This window comes from Pseudoalteromonas sp. S3178, from assembly GCF_005886985.1.
Taxonomy (GTDB): domain Bacteria; phylum Pseudomonadota; class Gammaproteobacteria; order Enterobacterales; family Alteromonadaceae; genus Pseudoalteromonas; species Pseudoalteromonas carrageenovora.
On the sequence record NZ_PNCW01000060.1, the window covers coordinates 1 to 17279 of the forward strand.

Consider the following 17279-nt stretch of genomic DNA (forward strand, 5'->3'; position numbering starts at 1 on the left):
ATAAGAGAAACCCGTTACAGCAATGTGACGGGTTTTTTGCTGTCTGGGGTTTAGTAAATAGCAAGAGCTCATGCTGGACTCAGTAGTGGCAGTTTTTTCATGCCCTATGCCACATGGCATTTGTATCCCTATAACCAAATGAAACACCTTAAAGGCAGCTCAATGCATAGTAACAGCCTGCTACTTCATTGTGCTCTACGATATTAGCGTAAAGAAGAACCTAAAAGTGCGAGTGTAAGCAGTGTATTTAATAAATTTATCACAAACTAATTACTTCTCTTGTTTGTATGGCGTATGAATACTAATATGGCTTATAATTTTAGTATTAATTATCAATGAGAGTCCAACCTCAATGAATCAACCGCTTTTTTTAGATGACTCTGCATCACTTATCGAATTTACACGAATATACCTAGCACTTTTTTATACTTTCGTTGCAGGCTTTTATACCTTCAGAATTATTTATAAGAATCGTTCAACCCCAAAAGGGGTCATTTTTCCTGGCGAGCAATTTTGCGCTAGTTGGTGGAACCATATGGTGTTTAAGTTTTTTAGAGCGGCTATATGGTTTGTTTGTGTGCTTCGCGTGTTTATTCCTGAGGTTGATAGCTATCTAGGTTTGCTAAATGTGTTGAATGGCTGGCCTGGTGTTATGTTTGGAAATATTTTACTAACGGCTGGTTTTGTACTGACAATGTTTGTTCATTTTCATATGGCCTCGCTTTGGCGATCAGGAGTAGATCCTCGCGGCCCAAGTGAACTCAAAACAAATGGCCTGTATGAATTTTCAAGAAACCCAATGTACTTAGGTGTTGTAGCCGCACAAATCGGTTTCTTTTTAGCTTTACCAAGTGTGTTTAGCCTAATTTGCTTAGTTGTTGGCATGATTGCGGTATACAGACAAACTTTAGTTGAAGAAGCTCATCTTGAGCAGCACTTCTCTGGGGAATATAAAGAGTATAAACAATTAGTACCGCGTTGGTTGTGAGTTATTGTTTAACTAGCTAAATGTTACAAAGTAAATAACCTGAACTTAGCAATTTGAGTTCAGGTTACCTCTAACCAATACTTTTCGTGATATATTGTTCTATAAACTCTTTTTTTGTAATTGCTTTTGAAAAAATATAGCCTTGAATGTAATCGCAGCTAAGGTGTTTCAATAGTTCATATTGCCTACTTGTTTCCACCCCTTCAGCCACTACCATAACATCTAGGTTATGTGCCATTGTAATAATGGCTTTCACTAGCGCAATACTGTTGTCGTTAGATTCAATATCTTGAATAAATGAACGGTCTATTTTTAAAATATCTATATCTAGTCGTTGTAAGTAAGCAAGAGATGAGTAGCCAACACCAAAATCATCAATCGCTATATCTATGTTAATGGCACTTAAACGTTTTAGTTGGCGTTGTATTGAAGAATCGGGGTCCATTAAGGTGTTTTCTGTTACTTCAATAAGTATGGTGTTGTTAGGTAGTTGAGATTCTTTACTTGCGGTTATCCAGTCATCTACCCACTGCCCGGCACGGTCTATTTCTAAAGGTGATGTGTTTACACTGACTTGTACTGCGTTTTTACTCAGCTTGTTAAATTCGACAGTATCTTTAATCGCCTGAGATTTAACCCAGTGACCAATATGTCCTATTAAGCCGTCTTTCTCTGCTACAGGTATAAATTCATTCGGGCCAATTAAACCACGCTTTGGGTGGTTCCATCTAATCAGTGCTTCAGCTTTAGGTACTGATAAACCATCAATAGAGAATATTGGTTGATAGAATAGCTCAAATTGTTTTTTATCCAGTGCTACTCTAATTTCCTCTATAAGTAGGCGCCTTTGCGTTGCTCTTTCTTCAATTTCATAAGAGAAGAACTCATAGCGGTTACGGCCTTTATTTTTGGATAAATACATTGCTTGATCGGCTCGTTTTACAAGCTCTTCAACAGTTTGCCCATCAGCAGGGTAAAATGTTAAGCCTATACTGGCTGTGACATAAACCGTTTCATTTTTTATCTTTATACTTTCCATTAGGCTACTTTTGACTGTTTCAGCAATTTTTGATGCTTGATTAGCGTCGCTAACGCCTTCTAAAATCAAAGTAAATTCATCTCCGCCCAATCGAGCAACAGTATCTTTACTGGTTATGCAGTTTTGTAACCGGATTGCGACTTTGTGCAATAGTAAGTCACCGTAGTCATGGCCAAGGCTGTCGTTAACTTCTTTAAAACCATCTAAATCTATAAAGATAAGTGCAAAAGTCATATCTTTTACGCTTATTAAGCTTTGTATTTTTTCGTAAAAATAACGTCTATTAGGCAGATCTGTTAAGCCATCTTGATAAGCATATTGATGTAATTGAATATTAGCGCTTTCAAGTTCATTAGTTCTAAGTTTAACTTGGTTTTCTAATGCGTTTTCTCGTTGTTCGATATTGGATAGCATATCGTTAAAACAGGCCGTAAGCTGGCCTACTTCATCTTTTGATAGTTGTTTAGCACGCAAGCTATAGTCGTGTGATGTAGTAATTTTATCTGCTGTTTGTGCTAGGTAAAGTATAGGATTTAAAAAGCGACGTCTTAATAATAAAGATAAAACTAAGCTTACAGCGAAGGTAAATGCCATCAAAACAATTAAAAATTTGCTATAAAAAGAAATTTTGTTTTGAATATAGCTATCGTTAGCTCTTATTTTTAATAAACCATAGTTATTGGTTTCAAACGTAAGGGGAGTGTTTACTTCGATACTATGATCAAGCTCTTGCTTGGTTGAGAGTGCGACAGCAAGTTGAACATCGCTTTGGTTATACACCGTTATACTTACTACGTCAGAGCGCATTAGAATAGGGTTTATTAGCTCTTGTACTGCGTCTAGGTCATCAAACATAAGAGCCGTAGTTATATTTGGTGCTAGCATTTTCGAAAGGGAGTCTAAGCTTTCTATTTGTTCTTCTTTTGCACTATTTATCTCATAAGCACTAAATACAATAGTCACTGTAGCGGTAGAGGCAAGTGCGACGCTCATTAAAATAACTAATAATTTTTTACTGATTGTGTTTAGTGCGAATAAAGTTTTCATTACATTACCTTTGCACAACGCGAGCAAGGCGTAATACTTTTGAGCTCATTGTTATACCTGCATCTTTTAATTGTTTGGGTGCAATTTCAAAACGAACTTTTCCCGCAGAAAGAAAGAACCTAATGTGCCCGCCACCTTCTATAAATGAGTCGGTTTCGCCAATTACCATTATATTTTTTACAGTGGTGATGTTAGCCGTTTGCCACTTTGCAAATGTATTAGAAGTTATAAACACAATATTGCAGTCACGTATTGAGGTGTCATCAAGTGTAATGAGTTTATTATGCAGTGGTAAGTTTTTTATAGTTCTGTTTTTTAAAGCACTATTAGCTACATCGATAAAATATTTGTCGGGGCTGCACACTGTAAACTGCTTTAAGTTATCTAACGGCTGATCCCAGCTTCCAAATCGAGCAAAATTGTATAAGAAGCCTGCCTTTAGCATATATTCTTTTTCCACAGCATTAGCGCCCACACTAAAAAGAATGAGCGTTATCAATATACTATGGATTAAGCTTCTTAATTTACACATCTTATTTGCTTAAAAGGTTGCCGAAACAGTAAATGTTATACATTCATCAATGTAGTTTGGTAGCGTGTATGTTTCGCGCGTATTGTTATATTCAATATGTGAACCTGCAAATAGGTTTTTACCCGAAAGTGCTGTTGCCCACACAGGGCTGATTTGCCAATTCCAAGTAATATCTAGCGTTGTGTAACTGTCTGTATTGTATGCATTAGAGTTCTCTGCGCGCAGGGTTGCAAATACATTATGATCAGTTAAAAAAGTATAATTAGCTTTAGCAAATAGCTGCCTGTTTTTTGAGTCATACCCTATGGCAGGCTCAACTCTAGGTGGTAAGTCGTAGGTGTATTTTGTATAGCTATAACCTAACTCAGTATTTAGGTTATCAAGTGGTTGCCACGAGAGCAGCACATCAAACCCTTTTGTTGTTGTATCTGCAACTGATGCAAAGTCTAAGTCTATGCGAGTTGTTGTTAAAGCTTGAAAAACTTCTGGAATTCTTCCCGCAAGAAACAAATCAAGTATTGGCCCAAATTGCTCATCATGTGCATTCATATCAATTACAGCAACATTTTTTGCATCGGTATAATAAGTCGAAAGATCCACTGACCAGTCATTATCGCTAAATCGATAACCTAATTCGTAAGACAGGTACTTTTCTGATTTTACTTTGTCATTGCCATTTAGGTAGGTCGCAATTCGGTAATTATCTAAGGCTTGAATACCTGAGCTTATAACGGCTAGTTCTTTTATTTTTGTGCCATTAACTCTAAAGTTGTCGTTAAATTCAATTAATGTAGGGGTTCTAACACTTTGAGATACAGCACCCCACGTTAAATGGTTTTGAGTTGGTTTATATATAAACCTTGCTGAAGGTTGGTTTTCCCAACCGGTTAAATCGTTATGATCGGCTTTAGTACCAATAATAAAGTCTAACTTATCTGGGGTTACATTGTATTGCGCTTGAACAAGCACACCAAATTGCGTGAGATCATCAAAGTCTTTATCACTATCTAAAAATAAACTCTCTGCAAATGAAATAGAGTTATACCGGTAGTTTAACCCCCAATCGAGTTGTAAAGATTGATATATAAAATTCATTTGATAATCAATATCTATCGATTCAAAGTCTTCTTTTATATAGTCTTGCGAGCCATTTTGCTTTAGCCAAGATAGCTGTAACATTTGATTTGCATCTGGCGACATTCGGTTTTCGAGTCGAGCCATAATACGTGAGTCAGTGCGTTTTAAATCATCTGAAAACGCAATGTTCTCGTTAGATTCGTCTATTACACCACGGTAGTTTTGGCCAAGTGTAGAGTGAGTTACATCACCTTGTATTAAGCCTGACCATTCATCACTGGGGGTAAAATCGGCTCTAAAGCCTAGTGAATGCTGTTTAGTTGTATCGTTAGGAGGGAGTGAAATGCCTTTTTTAGACTCTTTGGCGTTTTTTAAGTGGCCGTACAAACGATAACTACCCTGATTACTAATGTCACCACCGTAGCGTAAATTTATATCAGCATTAATTTGGTTACCCGTTGTGACATTTGCAAAGCCACCTCGAGTATCAAGGCTGTTTTTGGTAATAATATTAATAACGCCATTATTTGCATCACTTCCCCAAAGCAGCCCGCCCTGACCTCGTATTACTTCAATGCGCTCAATATCATATAAAGGCACATTTAGGGTTTCCCAATATACAGCTGCAAATTTTGGCGTATATAAGCTTTGTCCGTCGATCATTACTAGTAATTTACTGGAAAAGCGAGAAGCAATACCCCTTGATGAAATAGCCCATTGGTTATTATCGAGTTGTCGTACTATTAACCCTGGCACCATTTTTAGCGCTTCAGGGACTGATGTTGCCCCTGAATTAGTGATTTGTTCTTTGCTTAATACATAAATAGATGACGCGGTATCAAAAGCCGATTGTGCTCTTTTCATAGCAGATGTTGCTTGTACATCCATTCCCATAAGGGCGTCGAGGTCTAAGTCTTCATCTTCAAAGGGGCTTGCTACAGCAACGGGGCAAATTAAAAGTAATGGCCATAAAAAGCGTTGTGATAATTTCACCAATATCTCCTGCACAATCAAAACAATCACTGTTTTATAAAATCTTTGGTATTACACAATGTTAACATGCATTAACGCTCTAAAAGTAAAAAATGCGATTAAATGGTAATAAAGCGCTTTTATTTAATTTAGCAGCTTATATTTTTTCTAGTCACGTAAATTATAAGTGAATTTTTAGTTGTTATAGGAACATATTAGTTAGTCTTATGCATAAGCTCTAAAACATAATACGTTAAAGAGGTGCGTTGCCTATGTAAGTTGTTATGCACTATTAAGATATGTATCAAATTTATAAAATGAAGTTTGTAATAGGGGCATCATTACTGGTTCATCAGCGTAAAATAAATTACCCTAAGTGCATTAGCCACCTTTAAATTAATTACCTTATGAGCCTTCTTTTTTCTGTAGTATTAGCAAGCCTTCCTGCCTTACCAGAGCCCGTTGCAAACAATGCCGTAGCTAAGGTTACAGTACAAAACCAAAGCTACTTTTTAAGTTTTATGGGGCTTGGTAAAAACAAACAACATACCGATGTACACAACAAGGTGTTTTCACTTAAATTAGGTGAGGGCGCATGGCAGCAACAAGCGAGCGTGCCTTCAAGTTTGCCTTTTAAAGGGCGCCTAGCGAGTACTGCAGTGGGCTTAGGTGAATACGCCTATATATTTGGTGGTTATACGGTAGATAGCGATCATACTGAAATTTCAAGCCCCGATGTGTACCGTTTTGATATAAAAACCAATACATACAAACACCTTGCAAGTATGCCAGTACCGGTAGATGACAGCGTAGCGATTAGTTACAAAGAGCGCTACATTTACCTCATTAGCGGCTGGCATAATGATGGAAACGTAAATTTAGTACAGGTATACGATACCCAAACCAACACATGGCAACAGGCATCACCTTTTTTAGGCGAGCCCGTATTTGGCCAAGCGGCTGCTATTAGTGGTAACACCATTGTTATATGCGATGGCGTTAAAACCCAAGCAAACCCAGATTCACGCCGCTCTTTTGCAGGTGTTGCGCAGTGTTTAAAAGGCACAATAGATGATAACAATGTGCAAAAAATAGATTGGCGCACTTTACCTCATCCTACAGGTGAATCGCATTACCGCATGGCTGCTACTAGCTACAATGGCAATATTTACATGATGGCCGGTTCTAACAACCCCTATAACTACGATGGTATTGGCTACAATAAAAAGCCAGCACCGGCAAGTAAACACGTGTGGCGTTTTAATATTGAGCAAAATACATGGCAAGTTTTATCACCTTTAGCCGAAGGCAGCATGGATCACCGCGGGCTACTTGAGCACAACGGGGCTTTATATCGTGTTGGCGGTATGAACAACCAACAACAAGTAATAAGCGATGTAACAGGTTATGAGGTAGCACAGTGAATACGCTTTATATTACAGGCGCAGGAGTAAGTGCTGCTAGTGGTATACCTACTTTTAGGGGCGAAGATGGCTTTTGGACTATAGGCAGTAAAAACTATACGCCTATGGAAATGGCCACGCGTGCTATGTATCAAAACAATCCGCGCGAGTTTTTAGCCTGGTATTACAACCGTTTTGCAACGTATCGTAACCATGGCCCTAACGACGTACACCATTGGCTTAGCGATAAAAACTTAATTACCCAAAATATAGATGGGCTTGATGGCAAAGCGGGTAATAAAAATTACATTGCTATACATGGCAGGCTCGATCAAATGACGTTATTTCATGACCAAGGCGAAGCTGTTAAACCGCTTATGACCCCGTGGGATAGCGTAGACGAAAACCGCCTGCATGACTCTCTTTTTGAGCTATTTAATATTCAAAACCAAATGCCTGAGCTAAATCATTCATTTAAGCCTTTTGTTTTATTATTTGACGAATACTACACCGAGCTTTACAGAATATCCGACGCACAGCAGCGTATGCTCAATGCCGATAAAATTGTATTTATGGGCACTTCATTTAGTGTCAATATCACTCAAATGGCAATTGAAATAGCCCGAAATTACGACATTCCTGTTGAAGTGGTTGACCCAGAGCCTGCACATATTTTGCACGCTAACGTCACGTATAAAAAAATGAATGCACTAGATTACATTCAATCTAATTAATAAGTGCTATATTTCAAAGAGATTGATAATGTTTTCTTAAATATTACAATCTCTTTATATAATATTAACGAGTCAAAAATGTTACTATTATCCTGATTATAACAATACTAAAGAGATCTGAATGAGCGACTTAACTGCAATAGCAAACTTGTCAATTTTACTTGTAGAGCCTTCAGAGGTTCAGCAAAAAATAATAATAAAATCGCTTTTAGAAAGTGGTGTAAAACAAGTTGAAACTGCATCTACACAAACACAAGCGCTTAGCTTATTAGCAAGTTATCACCCTGACTTAGTAATAAGCTCTATGTATTTATCTGACGGCACTGCCGATTCACTGTTGCAAGAAATAAGATCAAACCCTACCACTGAGCATCAACCTTTTATGCTTATATCGAGCGAGCGTAATAAAAAATACCTTGAGCAATTACGCCAATCGGGTGTGTTGGCTATATTACCTAAGCCTTTTAGCGCAAAAGCCATCACCCGCGCACTAAAAGCAACGCTCGATATTATAAGTGAAGAAGAAGTAGAGCTTGATCATTTTGATGTAACGCTACTGCGTGTGCTAGTGGTAGACGACAGCCGCTTTGCGCGTAAACACATAATACGCGTACTTGCTGGCATGGGGATTCCTGCGCCTGTAGAGGCCGAAAACGGTAAAGAAGCGATAGAGCAACTTAACGAGCAGTCGTTCGACTTAATTGTTACCGATTACAACATGCCAGAAATGGATGGCCGCGAGCTAACCGAAACAGTACGTGGCTCAAATGCTTACTCACATATTCCTATTTTAATGGTGAGCTCAGAGGCAAACGACACCCACCTAGCTAATATTGCGCAAGCAGGGGTTGATGCCATTTGTGATAAACCGTTTGAACCGGCCACAGTGCGAGAGCTTCTATATAAAATAATGTCTTAGTCAATAAACATGGCTAGCTTAAAAAATAAACAGCGGTAGTTAAACATGTAACTGCCGCTTTTTTAACTTATTGGCTAGGCACGTTATACAACTGAAACGCTACAAAACATAAAATAGCGGCTACGCAGCTATCAAATATGCGCCATCTAAAAGGGGAGCTTAAAACCTTTTTTAATTTTGGCGCAAACAATACTAAGCTACTAAACCAAATAACAGAGGCAACACAAGCGCCAATAGCAAAGTGCATAGGCTCTGGTTGTAGTGCGCCAATACTGCCAAGCAGTAATACGGTATCTAAATAAACATGTGGATTTAGTAAACTTATTGCAAAGGCCGCAAGGGCGGTTTGCCACCAGCTCACTTTTATTACTTGAGTTACTTTTAACCCCGATGTGCCTTTAATTGCGCTGCGCGCAGAGCCAAATGCTAAATAAAGTAACATAGCTATACCGCCCCACGTTAACCACGGTAATAACCCCGGCAGCCATAGCTTTAACTCATTAGCTGCAAATACACCTACAATAATTAAAGTGGCGTCACAAATTATACAAACCGCGGCTAAAACAAAACGGTTAGCGCCCGCCATACATTGGCTTAAAATCCAAATGTTTTGCGCCCCAATGGCAATAATTAAACTCAGCCCCAGCATCACACCCGACAAAAACGACATACTTTAAATCCAAATAAATAAAACCTGCTATTCAATGCCTTGCAGGGTAGGGAGTATTCTGTTACAAATCCAATGAATATATTTATTGTTATATGCGTAAAACTCATGATTGATTATCAATTACTCAATGCGCTTAGCGCCGTTATAAGTGAAGGCGGATTTGAAAAGGCATCTAAAAAGTTATTTATTACGCAATCGGCGGTTAGCCGACGTATTCATCAGCTAGAAGCTAAACTAGGTGAACCCGTATTAATAAGAACCCAGCCACCATCTCCAACAGCACTAGGCAAGCGCTTACTTAATCATTTACAGCAAGTATTACAGCTAGAAGTAGCCCTTAATGTGGGGGCGCTTAACGAGCATACTGATTTAAATACACCACTTAGCGTAAAGCTTGCTGCTAATGCGGATTCGCTTGCAACCTGGCTGCCCGAAGCACTCGCCGTGCTCGATACCGAACTAACCTGCAAGCTCAGGTTTGAAGTAATTTGTGAAGATCAATCAGTCGCACATAAAAGAATGAAAGACGGCGAAGTAATGGTGTGTATTAGCTCATCACCCGAGCCTGTAAATGGCGGACTTGTTAGCCCACTTGGCGCTATACGCTATAAAGCCATTGCGAGTCCTGAATTTATAAAGCAGCATAAAATCAACGACCTTTCGCAGTTAGCGCACTTACCGTGTTTAGTGTACAGCGACCTTGATAAATTACAGCATCAGTTTTTAAACGACATTAACGGCTCAACTCCATTGTTTACCCATATATACCCTTCGTCAGAGGGATTTAAACAAGCCATGATCGCAGGCTTAGGTTACGGGTTATTACCTACATTACAGCTAGGAGATTCGTTAACAAAAGGAGAGTTAGTCGATTTATTCCCAGAATATTATATTGATACGCCTTTGTACTGGCACTATTGGCAAACCGAAAGCCCGCAGCTTAAAACGCTACGCAAATTTGCATTGCAAGTTGCGAGCAAACGGTTAGAGCGTATTAACCCATAAGGACTCAGCTTGTGTTTATAGCTGCCCTAATCTGTATATAAGCAGCGCTGTTTTAGTGGTGTTTTTATTTAGGCTGGTTAAATCGGCGGTTTCGTTTTTAGTGTGCGCGCCACTGCCCATTAGACCTAGCCCATCAAGCGCCATATCAACATGGTTTGCAGCAAACGAAATATCAGCAGCCCCGGCATTACGAGGGTTTGCAGCCACCACTTTGTTATAGCCTAGGTCTTGGCTTGCTTGGCTATACAGTGCAAGCAGCTTTTTATTACCTTCGGTGAGTCCCATTGGTGGGTAGCCGTCTTCAAAAATAAGCTCAGCTTGGCTGCCATTTAAGCTTTTAGCCACTATTTGCTGCATCACTTTTTTAGCGCCTTCTACCTGCTTTGGCGAAAGCGCTCGTAAATCACCCGCTACATGCTACATGCACGGTTTGTGCAATTACGTTACTTTTACCAAATGCCGTGGCTGACGAGTTAGCACTGTTGTACTGTGCATCAGTACCACCCACAATAAGCCCCGGGTTAAAGGTTAAATTAGGTTGCGTGGCAAGTTGCTCTCTAAAGTCATTTAAAATACGCGAGGCCTCGTAAATAGCGCCATAGCCCACACTATCACTAAATATTTGCGATGAATGTGCAGCATTGGCCGTTACATTTAATGTCCAGCCAGTATAACCACGGCGCGCTGCCATCGCGGTTTTAATATTGTTATCGCCATTTTCATAGCCAAGCGCTACATCAGCCCAAATTGCGCCATCAACAATGGCTTGTTTAGATAAGCTAAGTGGGCGACCGCTGCTTTCTTCATCGCCTGTAAGCAGTACTTTAATGCTTACGTTTTCAAGTAAATTAAGGGCTTGCAGGCTTTTAAGTGCGGTAATTATTATAGTGTTACCGCCTTTCATATCGGCTACTCCCGGGCCGCTCGCGGTGTGTTCATCAATTTGTTTGTAGGTAGTAAAGTTATCGTGTTTGGCAAATACGGTATCAAGATGGCCGATCATCAGTATTTTTATTGCATCGGGGTTTTTACTCTCATGAGTTGCTAATACATGCCCTGCACGGTTAAACGCACTGCCATCTAGCCACTCAACCTTAAAACCAATCGCTTTTAGTTGCTCGCTTGCAAGCGCACCCACCTTCTTTACGCCTTCAATATTAAGCGAGCCGCTATTAATATTTACCGCTTGTTCTATTTCTTTAAGCGCTTGCGGCATGTTGTGCTCAACTTGTTTTACTATTTCACGCTCGTTTTTATTAAGCGCCGCGTGGCTTGTAAACGGTAGGGTACTCGCAAGGATAAATATAAGTGCTTGGCTAAATTTTAAAAGTGACATAACAGCCTCATAATTGAAGAAAAGAGTATTTAATATGAAGTAGTATTAGCTTATATTCAATATGAAATATTGCTGAGAGGCTGATTTAAGATTTATGGATAGAAAAAAATTAGATGCTTGGCAAAAAGCCCCTGTAAAAATAGTTAGTGAGGCAATATATCATGCAGCAAAGCAGAATGAAGAAGATAATCTAATAGCATTCCTATTACTGGATGTTGGTGCTGAGATGTTATTTAAAACTTATCTAGGGTTGCCAAAACATATTACAGGCTCAACTACCCCTGAAGATGAACGATATAATATTCTTCGTAAAGGTTTTCATCATGTTATTGAGGGGGTGAAAAATAGCAGGCAAGGTATTAATGTCAAAGAGCTTGCTAGGGTTGAGTTTTTCCACGGGTTGAGGAATAAACTTTATCATCAAGGGAATGGTCTTACTATAAATCGTAGCCACCTAGATGAGTATGTACTTCTTGTTAAATCACTTTTTAAACAGCTGTTGAAGGTTGATATTGAAGAGCAATTATCAACTAATAGCCTGACAAAGGATGAAGTGGATCAAATAGCTAAGTTGAAGGAAGAATTTAATAGTTTATTAGAGTTATCTAAAACTAAAAATAATACTCTGAAATTATTGTGCAGTTTAATTGTCGAAAAAATTGCTCCACAACTACTTTTACCCTCATTTGTCAGAGAGTTTGAAACGTTGAGAGACAGAGCTTTTAGCGAGGAAGGCTTTAGCATAAATCAGGGTGAGATAACTTCTTATAAGACATTACCTAATGATAATAATTTGAGAATGGATATTTTAGGTTGGTTTGAAGAGCTGGTTCTACCCATAATCAAATCATCTCCTTATTTTGATAGCTTACATAAAAAGGTTGAGGTTGGTAATAAGCTCCATATAGATTCACTCTCCAGTCACCTAGGTGTGAAAAATGTTGAAGTGGTTAGGCATGAAGTACCTGCTATATTAAGCATTATTTTTGATGATTTTTTTAGCTTAGATAAATTTTATTTTAATATTGCTGAAATTGTTGTATTTAAAGAAATTGACTTTCAATGGCAGTTGAACTTTATGTGTTTTACTCTAAAAGATTTTTATCCAATGCAGCATAATGAGACCGAATTGGAGTATTGGGTATCTACATTGGATACATGCAATTCACAAAATAGAAAGTTAGATGGCTTTATTAAGCAGGGTAACTATTGGTTGGAGAACAGTTATAGGCTTTGAATATACAAAAAATTTAGCTTCAAATTAAAAATCCGAACTATCAGGTCTAACGCCATTGGCATTAAACCTGATAGCTCAAACTCAACCAATCAACGTTAGTTAGTTGGCATTAAATAAATCTCGCGTACGCTGTTGCGCTGGTTTGCTTCTATTGCAAACAATACCGCGTCGGCTACATCTTGTGGGTCGAGTTTATCGGGTTTAGCTTCATCAAAAAATGGGGTGTTTACCATGCCTGGAGCTATGGTTGTGCAGCGGCCATTCCACTCGCTCATTTCCTCAGCTAAGTTTTGCCCAAACCCGTAAGCAAACCATTTAGTTGCACCGTAAATAGAGCCTTTAATAGGCTTACGGCCAGCAGCTGAGCTGGTTAATATAAAGTGGCCTTTGTTTTGGCGTAAATGGGGCAGGGTTGCTTTTGCCGTCCACAGCAGAGCTTTAATGTTTATGTCTATCATGGCTGACCATTCATCAGGGTCGCCTTTTTCGGTGCCTGCGGTTGAAACGCCCATACCTGCATTGGCAAATGCGGCATCTAGTCGGCCAAACTTTTCAACGCCTTTGGTAACTACGTTTTCAAGCTCGGTAAAGTCGGTGGCATCTGCGGGTACATTCAGTGCGTTATCTTCACCTAATAATTGTACTAATTTAGTTAATTTGTCTTCGCTTCTGGCTGTAAGTACTACTTTGTGGCCGTTATTAACCAGTGTTTTGGCAGTTGCTTCACCTATGCCACTTGAAGCACCTGTAATGAGGACTATTTTTTCTTTCGCCATGATTATTTCTCCTATGTTTACATATTCAAAATGATAAGAACGGTTTAACTAATATGTGCTGTTTACTGTAACAGTACTGGGTTAACAGGGCTTGAATGGAGAAGCCTGTTTATCTTTTGAGGTTGAGTTTGCAGCATTGTGTTTGGTATTTGGACAAGGGGCATAAACACATAACGATTAGACCTTTCTTGGATAGAACCAATTTTAATCCTGAAAGGTCAGGCCCTATTAATTGGTTGGCCTTAGGTGTATTTCTCTGATGTTATTGCGCTGGTTTGCTTCAAGTGCAAAGAGTACGGCGTCGGCCACATCTTGTGGGTATAATTTGTCGGGCCTTGCTTCATCGGTAAATGGGGTATTTACAGCACCTGGGGTTATAGTGGTACAGCGCCCGCCCCATTCACTCATTTCTGCTGCTAGGTTTTGGCCAAAGCCATAAGTAAACCACTTACTTGCACCATATATTGAGCCTTTAACAGCTCTGCGGCCAGTGGCTGAGCTGGTTATAATAAAATGGCCTTTGGTTTTACGTAAATGGGGGAGGGTAAGTTTAGCGCTCCACAGCAGGGCGTTTATGTTTATATCAAGCATAGTTGCCCATTCGTCGGGGTCGCCTTTTTCTATTCCTAATGTGTTTAGCCCTTTACCTGCGTTTGCAAAAGTAGCGTCTAAGCGGCCAAATTTGTTAAGCCCTTTTGTTACTACGTTTTTAAGCTCGTTAAAGTTGGTTGCATCTGCCGGTACGCTGAGTGCGCTATCCTCGCCTAATTCTTTAACTAATTTTGTTAATTTGTCTTCGCTTCTGGCTGTAAGTATGACTTTGTGGCCATGGTTAACCAGCGTTTTGGCGGTTGCTTTGCCAATACCGCTAGAGGCACCTGTAATGAGGATTACTTTTTTGTTCGCCATGGTTATTTCTCCTATGTGAGCCTATTCAAAATGAGGAAAGTATTTACGGTAACTTTGTACTAACACTAACAGTGTGTGGTTAACCTAAATTGAATAGTAACGTTAGAGGAACATAGCTTTTATTTAATGTTTTAATTTAATACAAAAACAATAGGTATAACTAATTTATAGCTATATACTCGCGCGGTTTTTTAGCCATTAGGGTTAAATTGTGGGTTTAGCGCATTTAGCTTTGCTCATTTTTAAATTGTGCTGAGTGTCAGCCGTTTTTTGGAATATGTATGAAAGATAAACTTATTGTGTTTTGGCAAAGCCATTCAGAAACAATCATCACTTTAGGTTACAAAGTGGTGTTAGCTTTGGCTATTTTAGTTGCGAGTGCGCTTATTGCGCGCTCGGTTAAAAAAGCGATTAAAAACTCTAAGTCGCCATTAAAAAAAGTAGACGAAACGCTACTGCCGCTTCTATCGAGCATTGCGGGGTATTTAGTTTACATAATTGCAGGGCTGTTTATATTAGATATTTTTGGCGTTAATACGGCAAGCTTAATAGCGCTAATGGGCGCGGCGGGTTTAGCGATTGGTTTGGCGCTTAAAAACACCTTAAGTAATATTGCCGCTGGCATTATGCTATTAATACTTAGGCCATTTAAAATAGGCGATTTTGTAGATGCGAGCGGTACGCTTGGCACAGTGAACGAAATAAACTTATTTACTACCATTTTTAAAACCACCGACGGCCTTTATATCGCATCGCCTAACGGTAAAGTGTGGGGCGGCAACATTAAAAACTTTACCCGTAACGGCAAAAGGCGCATGGATATAGTGGTGGGGATTTCGTACGCCGACTCTATTGATGTAGGCTTAAATGTACTTAAAGAACTCGCCGAATCAGAAAGCCGGCTACTTGCCGAGCCGGCACCTAAAGTAATGGTTACCTCAATAGGCGAAAGCGCAGTAAATATTCAATTACGTGCTTGGGCTGTAAATGGCGATTACTGGCAAACCGTGTGGGATTTAAATAAACGCGTTAAAGAAGCCATAGAAGGTGCGGGGCTGAGCATTCCGTTTCCGCAGCGAACGCTGCATATATCTGAGTCGATGGCATCGGCAGTAACGGTAAATAAAAACCTATAAACTTTATTAGCATAAGCACAAATAAAAATAGCGAGCCTGGGCTCGCTATTTTTGTATTAGCCTTTGTGTTGGCTGAGGTATTAACCTTCTAATTGAAAGTCGTACACTGAGCCTAAGTTAAGCAGTTGGGTTAGTTCATCCAGTGCTTGGTAGCTTTCAGTAAGTAGGGCTGAATCGGCAAAGTCGCTTGCGCCTAATTTATCGCGGTAGTTACGCTTTGCCCAATCACAAAGCTGAGTGTATTTAGTATCGTTTAAAATAACCTCTGGGTTTACTGCGCTTAGCTCTCGTTGGTTAAGAGCTACACGTAAACGTAGGCAGGCAGGTCCGCCGCCATTTTGCATACTTTGGCGCAGGTCAAAAAACTGCACTTGGTTTACTGGGTTATCGGCTAAAATCATTTCTTCAATGTAGGCGTTTACTGCGCTATTACGTTGGCACTCTTGTGGTGCTACTAATAGCATTGAGCCATCATCTAGGCTTACTAATTGGCTATTAAATAAGTAACTGCTTACTGCATCGCTAATGCTTACTTTATCGGTAGGTACTTCAATTATGTATAGCTGTTTGCTGCCGGTGTAGGCATCACGAATTTCTTGCAGGGCATCTTGTTGGTTTAAAAATGCTTGCTGGTGGCAAAGCAATACGTTTGCGTTACCTACTGCAATTACATCGTTATGAAACACGCCTTGGTCTATAACATCAGGGTTTTGCTGCAGTAAAATTTGGCTCGATTCTTTTAAATTATGTAATCGGCAAATGGCTTCTGAGGCTTCTAGTGTTTGCCTTGCAGGAAACTTAGCCGGTTTTGGTAGTTGGCTGTTAAAGGCACTTGCACCAAATACAAACATTTCTAGGCCTTGCTCGCCGTGGCTGTCGCAAAGTCGGGTATGGTTAGCCGCGCCTTCGTCGCCAAAAAAGCCCTGATCGGGTAAATGAGTGTGGTGTGCAAAATAACTATCGTTATTAAACATGGCTTTTAGTAAGCGGGTAGTTGTAGCAGGCTCTAGCGAGCGATGAAACTTATTGTTTAAATTAGCTGAGGTAAAATGCACTTTGCCATCGAGGGTATCTGGCGAAGGTGAAACAGTAGCGGCATTGGCGGTCCACATTGCAGAGGCCGAATAACACGCGCGCAATAATATAGGGTCTGCTTTAAATGCTTTATGAATAACTTGCGAATCGTTGCCGGTAAATCCTAAGCGACGTAGCACGTTTAAATCGGGGCGTGCGTGGGGCGCAAACACACCTTGTGTTAGGCCTTTGTCGTGCATGGCTTTCATTTTTTCAAGGCCCTGTAACACAGCTTCTTGAGGGTTTGAAAAACTTGCCGCATTATTTAACGAGGCAACGTTACCATACGATAAACCCGCATAGTTGTGAGTAGGGCCAACTAAGCCATCAAAATTTACTTCTAAGGCGTGCATACACGTTCCAATCATATTGTTTTTAGTAACTTAACAATACAACGCAATGGCCGCGCTTGCAAAGCCTATAAA

The 17279-nt window shown here is 39.7% G+C and carries 14 protein-coding genes and 1 pseudogene; 7 read left to right on the forward strand and 8 right to left on the reverse strand.

Translation table 11 applies throughout. From position 1 onward, the window contains the following. Positions 1 to 352: 352 nt before the first annotated feature. Entirely contained in the window at positions 353 to 988 is a 636-nt protein-coding gene (locus tag CWC11_RS15735; protein ID WP_138683462.1) for a methyltransferase family protein, read from the forward strand. A gap of 70 nt (positions 989 to 1058) precedes the next feature. On the opposite strand, the gene CWC11_RS15740 is transcribed toward CWC11_RS15735, so the two are convergent. The 3 genes from CWC11_RS15740 to CWC11_RS15750 are packed head-to-tail and all read right to left on the reverse strand — an operon-like array spanning position 1059 to position 5676. Then, positions 1059 to 3074, reverse strand: coding sequence for an EAL domain-containing protein (locus CWC11_RS15740; protein ID WP_138683463.1), 2016 nt, complete (start codon positions 3072 to 3074; stop codon positions 1059 to 1061). Positions 3075 to 3078: 4 nt separating this feature from the next. Then, positions 3079 to 3606: a YfiR family protein gene (locus CWC11_RS15745; RefSeq protein ID WP_138683464.1), complete on the reverse strand. Its 528-nt coding sequence runs from the start codon at positions 3604 to 3606 to the stop codon at positions 3079 to 3081. A 9-nt stretch (positions 3607 to 3615) separates the two neighbouring features. After that, a complete protein-coding gene (locus tag CWC11_RS15750; RefSeq protein WP_138683465.1) occupies positions 3616 to 5676 on the reverse strand; it encodes a TonB-dependent receptor plug domain-containing protein in 2061 nt (686 codons plus the stop codon). 386 nt (positions 5677 to 6062) lie between these two features. On the opposite strand from CWC11_RS15750, the gene CWC11_RS15755 reads away from it, so the two are divergent. The 3 genes from CWC11_RS15755 (at position 6063) to CWC11_RS15765 (ending at position 8711) form a co-directional block, all read left to right on the forward strand. Continuing rightward, complete coding sequence (locus CWC11_RS15755; protein ID WP_138683466.1) at positions 6063 to 7079, forward strand: Kelch repeat-containing protein; 1017 nt, start codon at positions 6063 to 6065, stop codon at positions 7077 to 7079. Further along, the gene (locus CWC11_RS15760; RefSeq protein WP_138683467.1) at positions 7076 to 7792 is read left to right on the forward strand and encodes an SIR2 family NAD-dependent protein deacylase; all 717 of its coding nucleotides are present in this window, start codon (positions 7076 to 7078) and stop codon (positions 7790 to 7792) included. The genes CWC11_RS15755 and CWC11_RS15760 overlap by 4 nt, the downstream gene beginning before the upstream one ends. A 121-nt stretch (positions 7793 to 7913) precedes the next feature. Beyond that, a complete protein-coding gene (locus tag CWC11_RS15765; RefSeq protein ID WP_138683468.1) occupies positions 7914 to 8711 on the forward strand; it encodes a response regulator in 798 nt (265 codons plus the stop codon). A 67-nt stretch (positions 8712 to 8778) separates the two neighbouring features. Here CWC11_RS15765 and CWC11_RS15770 read toward each other — a convergent pair whose 3' ends face one another. Then, on the reverse strand, positions 8779 to 9381 hold the full coding sequence (locus tag CWC11_RS15770; protein WP_138683469.1) for a LysE/ArgO family amino acid transporter: 603 nt from the start codon (positions 9379 to 9381) through the stop codon (positions 8779 to 8781). A gap of 105 nt (positions 9382 to 9486) precedes the next feature. Here CWC11_RS15770 and CWC11_RS15775 point away from each other — a divergent pair, with 105 nt between their 5' ends. Next, complete coding sequence (locus tag CWC11_RS15775; protein WP_138683470.1) at positions 9487 to 10386, forward strand: LysR family transcriptional regulator ArgP; 900 nt, start codon at positions 9487 to 9489, stop codon at positions 10384 to 10386. Between the two features lie 15 nt (positions 10387 to 10401). Here CWC11_RS15775 and CWC11_RS15780 read toward each other — a convergent pair. Further along, positions 10402 to 11722: pseudogene (locus CWC11_RS15780) on the reverse strand (M20/M25/M40 family metallo-hydrolase). Between the two features lie 94 nt (positions 11723 to 11816). Between CWC11_RS15780 and CWC11_RS15785 the strand changes: the two are divergent. Then, positions 11817 to 12959, forward strand: a complete 1143-nt coding sequence (locus CWC11_RS15785) for a hypothetical protein (RefSeq protein ID WP_138683471.1) — start codon at positions 11817 to 11819, stop codon at positions 12957 to 12959. Positions 12960 to 13054: 95 nt separating this feature from the next. Here the strand turns inward: CWC11_RS15785 and CWC11_RS15790 are convergent, their stop codons facing one another. Both CWC11_RS15790 and CWC11_RS15795 read right to left on the reverse strand, forming a co-directional pair. Continuing rightward, on the reverse strand, positions 13055 to 13735 hold the full coding sequence (locus CWC11_RS15790) for an SDR family oxidoreductase (protein WP_138683472.1): 681 nt from the start codon (positions 13733 to 13735) through the stop codon (positions 13055 to 13057). 228 nt (positions 13736 to 13963) lie between these two features. Continuing rightward, positions 13964 to 14644, reverse strand: coding sequence for an SDR family oxidoreductase (locus CWC11_RS15795; RefSeq protein WP_138683473.1), 681 nt, complete (start codon positions 14642 to 14644; stop codon positions 13964 to 13966). 281 nt (positions 14645 to 14925) lie between these two features. Between CWC11_RS15795 and CWC11_RS15800 the strand changes: the two genes are divergently transcribed. Next, a complete protein-coding gene (locus tag CWC11_RS15800; RefSeq protein ID WP_138683474.1) occupies positions 14926 to 15780 on the forward strand; it encodes a mechanosensitive ion channel family protein in 855 nt (284 codons plus the stop codon). A gap of 80 nt (positions 15781 to 15860) precedes the next feature. Here the strand turns inward: CWC11_RS15800 and astB are convergent, their stop codons facing one another. Continuing rightward, positions 15861 to 17207, reverse strand: coding sequence for an N-succinylarginine dihydrolase (astB, locus tag CWC11_RS15805; RefSeq protein WP_138683475.1), 1347 nt, complete (start codon positions 17205 to 17207; stop codon positions 15861 to 15863). Positions 17208 to 17279: the final 72 nt, after the last annotated feature.

Excerpts from the sequence above, each read along its gene's own strand:
- CWC11_RS15735 (WP_138683462.1), top strand. The coding sequence starts at position 353 with ATGAATCAACCGCTTTTTTTAGATGACTCTGCATCACTTATCGAATTT.
- CWC11_RS15740 (WP_138683463.1), bottom strand. The coding sequence starts at position 3,074 with ATGAAAACTTTATTCGCACTAAACACAATCAGTAAAAAATTATTAGTT.
- CWC11_RS15745 (WP_138683464.1), bottom strand. The coding sequence starts at position 3,606 with ATGTGTAAATTAAGAAGCTTAATCCATAGTATATTGATAACGCTCATT.
- CWC11_RS15755 (WP_138683466.1), top strand. The coding sequence starts at position 6,063 with ATGAGCCTTCTTTTTTCTGTAGTATTAGCAAGCCTTCCTGCCTTACCA.
- CWC11_RS15765 (WP_138683468.1), top strand. The coding sequence starts at position 7,914 with ATGAGCGACTTAACTGCAATAGCAAACTTGTCAATTTTACTTGTAGAG.
- CWC11_RS15770 (WP_138683469.1), bottom strand. The coding sequence starts at position 9,381 with ATGTCGTTTTTGTCGGGTGTGATGCTGGGGCTGAGTTTAATTATTGCC.
- CWC11_RS15775 (WP_138683470.1), top strand. The coding sequence starts at position 9,487 with ATGATTGATTATCAATTACTCAATGCGCTTAGCGCCGTTATAAGTGAA.
- CWC11_RS15785 (WP_138683471.1), top strand. The coding sequence starts at position 11,817 with ATGGATAGAAAAAAATTAGATGCTTGGCAAAAAGCCCCTGTAAAAATA.
- CWC11_RS15790 (WP_138683472.1), bottom strand. The coding sequence starts at position 13,735 with ATGGCGAAAGAAAAAATAGTCCTCATTACAGGTGCTTCAAGTGGCATA.
- CWC11_RS15795 (WP_138683473.1), bottom strand. The coding sequence starts at position 14,644 with ATGGCGAACAAAAAAGTAATCCTCATTACAGGTGCCTCTAGCGGTATT.
- CWC11_RS15800 (WP_138683474.1), top strand. The coding sequence starts at position 14,926 with ATGAAAGATAAACTTATTGTGTTTTGGCAAAGCCATTCAGAAACAATC.
- astB (WP_138683475.1), bottom strand. The coding sequence starts at position 17,207 with ATGCACGCCTTAGAAGTAAATTTTGATGGCTTAGTTGGCCCTACTCAC.